Annotated in this window: 8 protein-coding genes; 6 read left to right on the forward strand and 2 right to left on the reverse strand. The window is 70.3% G+C overall.

Features of this window, described 5'->3' with window-relative positions; translation table 11 throughout:
* Positions 1–6 precede the first annotated feature (6 nt).
* Entirely contained in the window at positions 7–243 is a 237-nt protein-coding gene (locus tag AC08OX_RS10640) for a helix-turn-helix domain-containing protein (RefSeq protein WP_476607661.1), read from the reverse strand.
* Positions 244–551: 308 nt separating this feature from the next.
* On the opposite strand from AC08OX_RS10640, the gene AC08OX_RS10645 reads away from it, so the two are divergent.
* From AC08OX_RS10645 to AC08OX_RS10670, 6 genes are all read left to right on the forward strand, one after another.
* Positions 552–1325 (forward strand): SAF domain-containing protein, encoded by a 774-nt coding sequence (locus AC08OX_RS10645; protein ID WP_476607662.1) that lies wholly within the window; start codon positions 552–554, stop codon positions 1323–1325.
* Complete coding sequence (locus AC08OX_RS10650; protein WP_476607663.1) at positions 1322–2644, forward strand: CpaE/TadZ family protein; 1323 nt, start codon at positions 1322–1324, stop codon at positions 2642–2644. Before AC08OX_RS10645 ends, AC08OX_RS10650 begins: the two co-directional genes overlap by 4 nt.
* A 519-nt stretch (positions 2645–3163) precedes the next feature.
* Positions 3164–3667, forward strand: coding sequence for a transcriptional regulator (locus AC08OX_RS10655; RefSeq protein ID WP_462187080.1), 504 nt, complete (start codon positions 3164–3166; stop codon positions 3665–3667).
* A gap of 231 nt (positions 3668–3898) precedes the next feature.
* Positions 3899–4999, forward strand: a complete 1101-nt coding sequence (locus tag AC08OX_RS10660; protein ID WP_476607664.1) for a patatin-like phospholipase family protein — start codon at positions 3899–3901, stop codon at positions 4997–4999.
* Between the two features lie 4 nt (positions 5000–5003).
* The gene (locus AC08OX_RS10665) at positions 5004–5498 is read left to right on the forward strand and encodes a DUF6912 family protein (protein ID WP_023839918.1); all 495 of its coding nucleotides are present in this window, start codon (positions 5004–5006) and stop codon (positions 5496–5498) included.
* Positions 5499–5944: 446 nt separating this feature from the next.
* Positions 5945–7453, forward strand: coding sequence for a hypothetical protein (locus AC08OX_RS10670; RefSeq protein ID WP_476607665.1), 1509 nt, complete (start codon positions 5945–5947; stop codon positions 7451–7453).
* A 25-nt stretch (positions 7454–7478) separates the two neighbouring features.
* Here AC08OX_RS10670 and AC08OX_RS10675 read toward each other — a convergent pair whose 3' ends face one another.
* A complete protein-coding gene (locus AC08OX_RS10675) occupies positions 7479–9050 on the reverse strand; it encodes a PAS domain-containing protein (RefSeq protein ID WP_476607666.1) in 1572 nt (523 codons plus the stop codon).
* Positions 9051–9697 lie beyond the last annotated feature (647 nt).

Consider the following 9697-nt stretch of genomic DNA (forward strand, 5'->3'; position numbering starts at 1 on the left):
CTCCCGCTAGGCCTCGGGCGGAGCCTCGTTACGGCTCATCGGATTGGCTGCGACGAAGGCCCGGGTCTGTTCATAGGCGCGCTGGATGTACGCCTCCAGCTCGGTGCGCTCCACCCGCCACTGGCCCCTCCCCCCGATCTTGATGGCGGGGAGCTCGCCCGAGCGGACAAGCGCGTAGGTCTGACTGGAGGAGATGTTGAGGATGTCCGCCACATCGCTGAGTTGAAGGAAGCGGTCGTTCATCAAAGTCCTCCTTCTGAGGGCGGATGTCTCTCCTCATGTGTGTATCAGAGATACTACCGCTCATCGCGTCCGGATGCGTCTGCTTGTGGATAAGTGCACGCGGATACCGCCAAAAGCCCGTGCTCGCAGGTACTGGACTGGTCCGCCATCCGCGCCTGCATGGCCCAGATGTCGACGGATCCCGTTCGGTCCGCAGCCGATTCCTCGCTGGTTTGGCTGGGCTCAGGGCCGACGACCGCGTACGCTCTGCGACCGGAAGGTGCGAACATGTACCAATGGTCCGGCTAGGAGAAGAGGGGGGTCTCCCGGTGACCGAGCTCGCCGCGGCACCGGCCCGCCCGGAGGCGTCCCCGCCACCGACATCACCCCCGGCCCGTCGGTTGACCCGCCGACGGTGGCGCGACTCCCGGCTGCTCGTCGGGGTGTTGCTCGTGCTCGTCTCGGTGGTCGTCGGGGCGCGGCTGTTCGCCAGCGCGGACGCGACCCGCCAGTGGGTGGTAGCCAAGGTGGACCTGCCGGCCGGGCACATCATCGTTGCCGGGGATCTCGCCACGGTATCGGCCAGGCTCGACGAGAGGACCTCGGGTCATTACTACCCGGGAAGCCGTCTCGACGACCTGATCGGCGCCACCCTGGCGCGGCCGGTGGACACCGGCGAGCTGGTGAGCGGACCCGACTTCGCCGGCCAGAACACCCAGCCGACGCGGCTGGTGCCGATCATTGTGAAGGCCGGGCGGCTGCCGACCCTCGGACCGGGTGACCATGTGGACGTCTTCGTGTTCCAGAGCGGCGCCGCAGCGCCGAGCACTACCGGGGGCGATCAGCAGGCCGGCTGGAGCACACCGGCCGCGCCCGCGGGTGCGGGGGCCGAGGCGCTGGTCCTGCACGACGTCGAGTTCGTCAGCCTCGAGAAGCTGACCAGCGGGGACCGTTCGCTGACGCTGCGCGTGCCGGTGGACAACGCCATCCAGGCCGTCGCGGCCTCGCAGAGCGAGCGGGTCGACGTCGTGAAGCTTGAGCGCGACTCCCGCGGTGAGGTCGGCTCGACGGGACCGACCACTGTGCCGGGGTACGGCCGGTGAGCCTGCCGATCCTCACCGCTGTCACCGATGCGATGGTCGAGGCCGGCCTGGTCTCGGCCTTCGATCGTCGCGACCTCGGGGTTACGGTGGTGCGCCGCTGCGTCGACCTGCCGGACCTGCTGGCCGCGGCGACCACCGGCGCGGCCCGGGCCGCCCTGCTGTCCGCGGACCTGCGCCGGCTCGACCGGGATGCGCTGACCCGCCTGGCCATGGCGGGCATCGCGGTGGTCGGGCTGACCGCCCCCGGCGACGAGGACGGCGACCGGCGGCTGCGGCAACTCGGCGTGGCCGCGGTCATCCCCTCGGACGCCACCGCGGAGGTCATCGCGGGAGCGGTCGTCGAGGCATCCCGGGCGCTGGCGACGAACGCGGCCGCGCCGGCGACCTGGGCGTCCGGTTCGTACAGCGAACCACTCGTCGGGTTCGGGCCGCTCGCCCCGGCCATCGACGTCACCGACGGTGTGGGGCCGATCGAACCGGGCGACGGCTGGGTGGGCCGGGTGATTGCGGTATGGGGTCCGGCCGGCGCGCCGGGACGCACCACGATCGCGCTGTGCCTGGCCGCCGAACTCGCCGGGCTGGGGACCTCCACCCTGCTGGTGGACGCCGACTCCTACGGCGGCGCGGTCGGGCAGCTCGTCGGCCTGCTCGAGGAGGCCCCCGGTCTGGCCGCGGCGGCCCGGTCGGCCAACCAGGGGCTGCTGGACGTGCCCCGGCTCGCCGTACTGTGCCGGGATCTGGGCGGCGGCCTGCGGGTGCTGCCCGGCATCTCCCGCCCCTCGCGGTGGCCCGAGCTACGCCCGGCATCCGTTGAGACCGTGCTGTCGATGGCCCGGCGTCTGGCGTCCTTCGTCGTCGTGGACTGCGGGTTCTGCCTGGAGACGGACGAGGAACTGTCGTTCGACACCTCCGCGCCCCGGCGTAACGGAGCGACGCTAGCCGTGCTGGGCGCCGCCGACGTCGTGCTGGCGGTGGCGTCCGCCGAACCGGTCGGTCTGGTCCGGTTCGTGCGGGGACTGTCCGACCTGCGGGAGACCGTCCCCGCCGTCGACCCGCTTGTCGTGGTGAACCGGCTGCGCGCCTCAGTTGTGGGCGCAGACCCGGCCCGCGAGGTCAGTCGGGCGATTCTGCGCCACACCGGGACCGAGCCGGTGGCCCTGGTGCCCTACGACCTCGCCGGGCTGGACGCCGCCCAGGTGGCCGGACAGCTCCTGCGTGACATCGCTCCGACCTCCCCGGCCCGGCTGGCGATCAGGGAGCTGGCCGCCCGGCGGCTCCCCCGCCGTCGGCGGGGGAGCCTGCGGCGCCAGGCCCGGTGATCTTGGTGAACCCGGTGATCTTGGTGGGCGGGCGGGCCGTCCCGACGTACGAGCCAGAGCCGCATCCCCTGCTGAGCCTGCCGCTGGGCCTGCTGCCGTTCGGCTGATCGCTCGCGCGGTGTCGGCAACTCACGGTTACGCCCTTGGCGTAACCGTGACATAAAGTATTCGCGCCATCATCCCGGCGTAGTGGGAGCGGTTACGGCGAGCAATTTAGGGGCATCGCTATGTGGAGGGACTTCGGTCAAGTCGTGAGAGGGATCTTGCTGATAGCTTTCGATCTTATAAGATTTACTACATAGAGTAACTTTTTTAATTCATAGAGTCTGAGATGCGAGAGAAGTCGCACGAGAAAGTTGCGCAACGTAGCATCGTATATGTATCTGTGAGCGGTCTCTTTCGGCAACGTTACGTTAGTGGGAGCATGCCTCGCCAGCGCCGCACGAGTCGTACCTTGATCTCCTATGGGCGCGACGAGAGGTACGTGATGCTCGTTCGAGACGGCTGGGGGTGTGTCGGGTGAGCCGAGAGTACGCGAAGGCCGTGGGCGCCCGGTTGCGGGCGATTCGGATACAGCAGGGTCTGTCGCTGCAGGGAGTGGAGCAGAAGTCGCGGGGGCGGTGGAAGACCGCTGCCGTTGGTTCCTATGAGCGCGGTGACCGCATGATCAGCGTGCATCAGCTCTCCGAACTCGCGGGATTCTACGGAGTCCCGGTCTCGGCGCTGTTGCCCAACGAGGATCAGCTGCCGCCGCGGGAGCGTCGCCCACGTACGGTGCTCAACCTGGAGAAGCTGAGCGAGGCTCCGCCGGACTCCTCTGCTCTCGTTCGTCGGTGGGTCGCCCAGATCCAGCGCCAACGGGACGACTACGCCGGCCGCGTGCTGTCCATCCGGGATGGCGACGTGCGTGCGCTCGCCCTGCTCCACGACACGACCCCCCAGGAGTTCGCAGAGCGGCTGCGGAACTGGGGAGTGCTGGAGACCAGTTTCCCCGAAGAGAGTAGCGAGGAGCCGCCGGAGTAGTCCGGTGGACTGCCCGGGCGCTTCGAGCGCCGAGAGCAGCAAGGTACGGTCAACGCGGACCGTGGACTGCTACTGGCCCATCCCCGGCCGTCCCGACGCGGCGGGCACGCCGTTCGTGGGCGGCCCGGCCCAGGTGCGACCGGGCGGCCCACATGGCAGCGAGCATGCCGGGCGGCGGGCATCCCAGCGCGATGCGTCTCCCTTCCCGGTCGCCGCGCCGGGAGGTGGACTATGACCAGGAAACGGGCCCCACGCAGAGGTCTGGTCCTGGGGGCCGGTGGAGTGCTCGGCTCCGCCTGGATGATCGGCGCGATGCGGGCGGTCGAGACCGCGACCGGCCGCGACCTGAGCGGAGCCGACCTGGTGGTCGGCACGTCCGCTGGCTCGGTGGTCGCGGCCCTGCTCGGTCTGGGGATCGGCATCGACGTGATGGCCAATTCCGAGCGGGGGATCTACGAGGCGGGTGATCCCGTTCTTGACTACCGCGACCTCGGTGCCTCCCTACCGCCGCGCCCCCGGATGCGCATGGGCTCACCGAGGCTGCTGACGGTCAGCGCCCGGCACCCCCGGCGGTCCTCGCCGATGGTCACGCTGGCGGCGATGCTTCCACAGGGCCGTGGGAAGATCTCCGCGGTCGGCGATCTGGTGACCGCGGCGATGGACCGCAAGGGCCTCGATCCGACCGAGTGGCCGACCAGGCCCGCGCTGCGGGTGGTGGCCATGAACTTCGACACCGGTGAGCGCGTGCTGTTCGGCGTGGCCGATGCGCCTCGGGCGACCTTGTCCGAGGCGGTGATGGCGTCGTGTGCCATTCCCGGCTGGTACGCCCCGGTCGCGGTGGACGGCCAGCGGTTCGTCGACGGCGGAACCCGATCGCCCGCATCGGTCGATCTTCTTGCCGACGCGGGCCTCGCGGAGATCCTGGTGCTCGCCCCGGCCTGCTCGTTCCAACTCGACCGACCCCGTGGCACGGTGGCCCGGGTCGAACGCCAGGTCCGCCGGGCCGCCACCCGCCGGCTGATGCGGGAGGTCGAGATGGTGGAGGCGGCGGGCACCCGGGTGACGGTGCTCTGCCCAGGTCCGGAGGACCTCGAGGTCATCGGCGGAAACGTGATGGATCTGACCCGGCGGGCCCAGGTGTTCGAGACGGCGCTGCGTACGACGGGCGAGGCCCTGCATGTCGCAGCCCGTTCCGCCCGTTCCGGCGTGGCCGGGGCCACCGACGACGCCGAGGCGAGGGGGGCCGGCTCGGGCTCGGCCTGGCCGGCTGACCGGGTTCCCGTGGCTGACCGGGTCCTCGTGGCCGGCTCGCCCCGCTTGGTTGCACACTGAGCGGGTGCGCATCTATCTCCCGTCCACGCTGGCCGTCGCCCGATCGGTCTGGGAATCCGCGCGCATCCCCCCAGGCACCGGATTCGCGGTCACCCCAGCGACGCGTGAGTGGTACGCCCAGTCGGAGTCCGAGGAGGAGTTGGAGTACGCGGCGCTGCACGACGCCGGCCGGGCGAGCCTGCGACTGCTGGACGCCGACCCGTCCGCGCCGCGCCGGCGCGTGGTCTTCGTGGCCGATGTCGCGGACGGCGAGGTGCGGGTACGCGACGATCTTGAGCGGGGTGCCGTCGAGGTGGACTTCCCGGTGCCGTGGTCGGCCGCGCAGGCCATCCATGTCGACGACGGAGACGACGAGGAGGTCGTCGCGGCGGTCGCGGCGGCGGCGAAGTGCATCGTCGAGGCCGATCTCGGTGGGGATGACGCCGCCTTCACCGTGGACAGCGTCGAGGGCTTCGAACTGCTGTGGTTCGCGCCTCAGGAGCTCCCCGATCTTCTCTGACCCCGGCGGAGACGCGGATGTTGAGTGCGCGGGGGTGACCCCCGCGCGGTGGAGGTCACCCCCGCACGGGGGAGGAGACCACGCACGTTGACGGCTCGTTGGGGCATGCTGTCTGGACTGGTGACCAGCTGGCGTGAAATGTTCCCGACGGGCGGCCCTCGTGGTTGTCTTTCCAGGCTCCTCCCTGGGGTGCTGTTCGTCGTCTGACGTCCGTGAACGGTGATTTCCCACCCAGGGAGATCGACGTGGCCAACGGTTGAACCTCCCCGGGTGCGGTCGATGTCGGGCGTTGCGAATAATGCTGGGGAGCCTTGCGGCGGCGACCGGGTCACCACCTGGATGGCGCCGAGGGGGGCTCCACTTTCCACAACCTTCGTACCGAGATGTCACTCCCGCTGGCAGGTGTGATCTCGACCGACCCACCGCGGTAAGGAAGCTGGCAGCCCATGCTGTACCTCGCCGGGCAGATCCTGGCGTACGTGCTGGTGGCGATGCTCATTGGTGCGGCGCTGGCATGGGTCTTCCTGATCGCGCCGCTGCGCCGGCAGGCCCGCAACGCCGACGCCGACGCCGCGCGAAATCGGGCGGGATCGGGGGAGGCGCCGGCCGGCACCGGCCCGGAGCTCGACGAATCCCGCCCTGGCGCGGTCCCGTCGACCGATCGGGCGGCAGCCGCGAACGACGTGAACCGGGTGAACGCCGGGAATGCTGCGGAGGCCGGGAATGCCGTGCCGGCAGGCACCGGCGACGCCGACACGGGTGTCCCCGATTCGGGCGCCCGCGGCACGGGCACAGGGCAGGCCGCCGAGCTGATCGCCCGGTTGCGCCGGCAGCGTGACGACGTCGCCCTGGAGAAGGCGGATCTAACTGCCCGGCTCGCTGTCGCCGAACAGCGTGCCGCGGAGTCCGAACGGCGAATCGCCGAGGCGGAGCGCCATGCTGTGATCGCAGGCGCCCGGGTCGAGGAGATCGAGACAGCGCTGCGGGCCCGGGCGTACGCCGTGACACCCGGCGCGGCCCAGGCCCTCCCGGCCGGTTCGGGTGCCGCCGGCCCGGTGCCGGCGGGCTCTCCGGGGGCGGGCGGTGATCCCGTCGGCCCCTCGGCTGCGCAGCTCGCCCATGAGGCCGAGCTGCTGCGCAGACAGCTCGTCGAGGCCGAGGGCCGGGCGGCCAAGTTCTCCTCCCGGCTGGCCATGGCCCGTACGGAGGCGGAGGACGCGCAACGCCAGGTGGCCACCATGACCACCCGGCTGGATCGGCACCAGGCCGAATGGGCGGCCGAACGGCTCAGCCTGCTGGGGCGGATCGCGAAATCCGAGGCGCTTCTGGGCCAGGCCTCCGCTGACGAGGAAGCCGGTGCCGAGCATCCCGAGGCCGCCCCCTCTGCCGAGGCCGCCGAGGCGGTCGGGGTTGCTGCCGCGGGCGGCGTGGTCCCGTCGAACCTCGCGGTCACCCCGAACGATGCGGGGCCGTCGAAGAGCGCGCTGCCCGCGCACGGTCTGGCCCTGTCGCCCGAGCCGAACGTCTCGGGGGCGACGGTCCAGGCGAGCGGCGTTGCCACGAAGAACCGGCCACCGGCCCTGGGCGGACCGCCGTCGAGTGGTCAGGGGAGTGGCGGCGGTGTGAAGAGCACCGGTGGAACGAACGGGGCCAGCGGCCAGCCGGGCACGGGTAGCCGGGTCGTGCTGGAACCCGCGCCGCGGTGGAACGGTCTCCTCGATCCCGTGCGGTCGGGCGGCGACAAGCTCAAGGAGATTGTCGGCGTGGGCCCGGTGATCGAGGCCCGGCTGCGGGCGTTGGGCATCACAACCTTCAGCCAGCTGGCCGAAATGGGTGATACCGACGTCGAGCGGCTCGCTCACCGGCTGGATGGCTTCGGTGACCGCATCGTCTCCGACGATTGGGTCGGCCAGGCCCAGGATCTGCAGGCCCGGCACTACGGCGGCGTCTACTGACCGGACCGCCCTCCACCCCGCTCGGTCACAGTCCGGAGATGAGTCCCTCGATCTCAGCCTCCAGGATCCGGCGGTCGGTGACGTCGCAGTAGAGCCAGACATGGCCGCGGTAGCCGTCGGCCGCGGTCAGCGGGATGTGGCTACGCTCGAACACCCGTCCGTCGGCGAACATCACCGTCTCCCGGCGTAGCGTCCGCCGTCGGCGGAGCAGGATGTCCAGGCGCGTCGCGAATCCGGATGGATCGTCCACCAGCCCGGGCCGGGGACGCAGCTGCAGCCGGCAGTCCGTTCCGACCAGGTCGACGGGCAGGTCCGCCAGATCGAACAGATCGCAGTACACCTGGTTCACCGCCACCACACGCCCGTCCCGGTCGGCGATGAGCACGGCGGTCGTCAGTTCGGCGAGCAGGGTCGTCAGCCAGCGTTCCCGGTCCCGGCATGCCTCCTCGATCCGTCGGGCCTCGGAGAACAGGCAGCCACAGGTGTGGTTCGAGCCCCTGGCGCGTCCGAAGGGACGCAGGTCGTCGTTCTCGCTGCGATGCAGGGCCACGGCCGCGCGCCACTCCGCTCCAGGCGGGAGCGTCCCGCGGGGAAACCCGACCGTGGGCCGATCCTCGGTGGATTCGCGGGATGTCTCCCGGCCTGGCGTCGGTTCGCCGGGAACCGGCCGGCGGGGAAGCGGAACAGACCATTCCCAGCCCCGATCGCCCCGATCGCCCCGGTCGGACTGGTCGGACTGGTCCGGCAGATCACAGGGGTCCGGTCCGTCGAACGGGTCCGGTCCGTCGAACACGCCGAACCCGTCGAGATCGCCCGCGGGCACCCCATCGGCGGCGAGGGCCTGGAAGCCGAGGAGATCATGACCGAGCAGGTGTCCGTCGAGGAGGTCGGGATCGAGAGCGGCGAGTTCGAAAGCCGCCTCGCGACGGTGAAGGCGGTCGAGTTCGGCCTGCTCGTCGTCAAGGTGTTCGAGATCGGCCGCTTCGTGATGCGTCGCTTCGTGATGCGCCGGTTTGTGAGACGTCGGTTCGCGGGAAGCGACGTCGGGTTCGGCTCGCTCCCGGACAGCGACGTCGTCGGTATCGGGCTGGTCCGCGGACGATGGGCCGATCGGGGAGCGACGCCCCTGGAGCCGCGGCGAGGACACTGGCGCACCCTTCATCGGCACACCCGTCACCGGCCCGGCGGCGTTCTCGAACGCACTGGCCGACGGCACGGTGAGGGTGCCGACGATCCGTCGTCTACCGTCCCCTGCCGAGGTCACCACCGTCTGCATGACCGCGTCGCAGGGCGGTTCGCCCGGCCGGATCAACCGGACCTGGATCGAAAACCCGTCGCCGTGCGTGACGAGGTGCCGCCACCGGCTGCCGACGTTCGCTACGTCGCCGGGATGGACAATGCGTTGCCATCCCCGTCCGACCGCCTCGTCGCGGGTAACGCCGGTCAACTCGGACCACAGTCGGTTCACAAAGAGATACCGGCCTTCCGCATCGGTGGCGAATACCGCGACCGGGCAGTTTTCGACAATCCGCCAGAACATTTTCCAAGCGGTCGTGTCGAACATGTCTGACGATCGGGGATCCCGGGCGCCACTCATCGTGATGCCCCTTTCCCCCCCGGGGGATCGTGCCGGGGATGCGTCGGGGGCAACGCCGCCCTGGTGGCCGAATGAGGTTCTCGCGAGCGGCTGACGACCGCGCTGGTTGTTGGCTGACCGGACACGGAAGGGACCCCCGAGGCAGGCGTTGGTGGGACGCTGGATGAGACCGGCGGGGTGGGGGGTTTCCGCCTGTCGACCCAGCGATGCGATATCGACTACAGGGATGTTCGGGTTAGGGACCGCCGAAAGGCTATCGCCTCGGCGTCGTTTCGAGGGAGAAATCGCGCGGGCGTTTCCGGGGCGGTTGGTGCACCGTCGGTGCAGTCGATATGCGCGCAGAGCGAGGATAGATGTCCGGTCCGCGGCCGCTTTTTGGCTGCGGAGAGTAGCAGCCTTGGTGGTCAAGGTGGGACCCTGTACGGGCTGTGGCCTACCTGAGCCCTACCCGCTCCACACCCTCGGTGGGGGTTGTGCGAACGTTGTTGCGTCCGCCCCCGACGTCGGGGGTTGCTTACCAGTGACCTTCTTTCTACGCTTCGTGGCAATTGTCGGGGCGGGAAGAGACGAAAGTCGGAGGAGCAGCGGTTTCCGTGGCGGTGGCACGCGGCAGTTGGCTGGACGCGACATCGTTCGTGGAGGACGAG

The organism is Frankia sp. CoBUL1, assembly GCF_978021245.1.

Bases quoted from the DNA above. Each gene is read 5' to 3' on its own strand.
- AC08OX_RS10660 (WP_476607664.1), top strand. From the start codon at position 3,899: ATGACCAGGAAACGGGCCCCACGCAGAGGTCTGGTCCTGGGGGCCGGT.
- AC08OX_RS10670 (WP_476607665.1), top strand. From the start codon at position 5,945: ATGCTGTACCTCGCCGGGCAGATCCTGGCGTACGTGCTGGTGGCGATG.
- AC08OX_RS10640 (WP_476607661.1), bottom strand. From the start codon at position 243: ATGAACGACCGCTTCCTTCAACTCAGCGATGTGGCGGACATCCTCAAC.
- AC08OX_RS10675 (WP_476607666.1), bottom strand. From the start codon at position 9,050: ATGAGTGGCGCCCGGGATCCCCGATCGTCAGACATGTTCGACACGACC.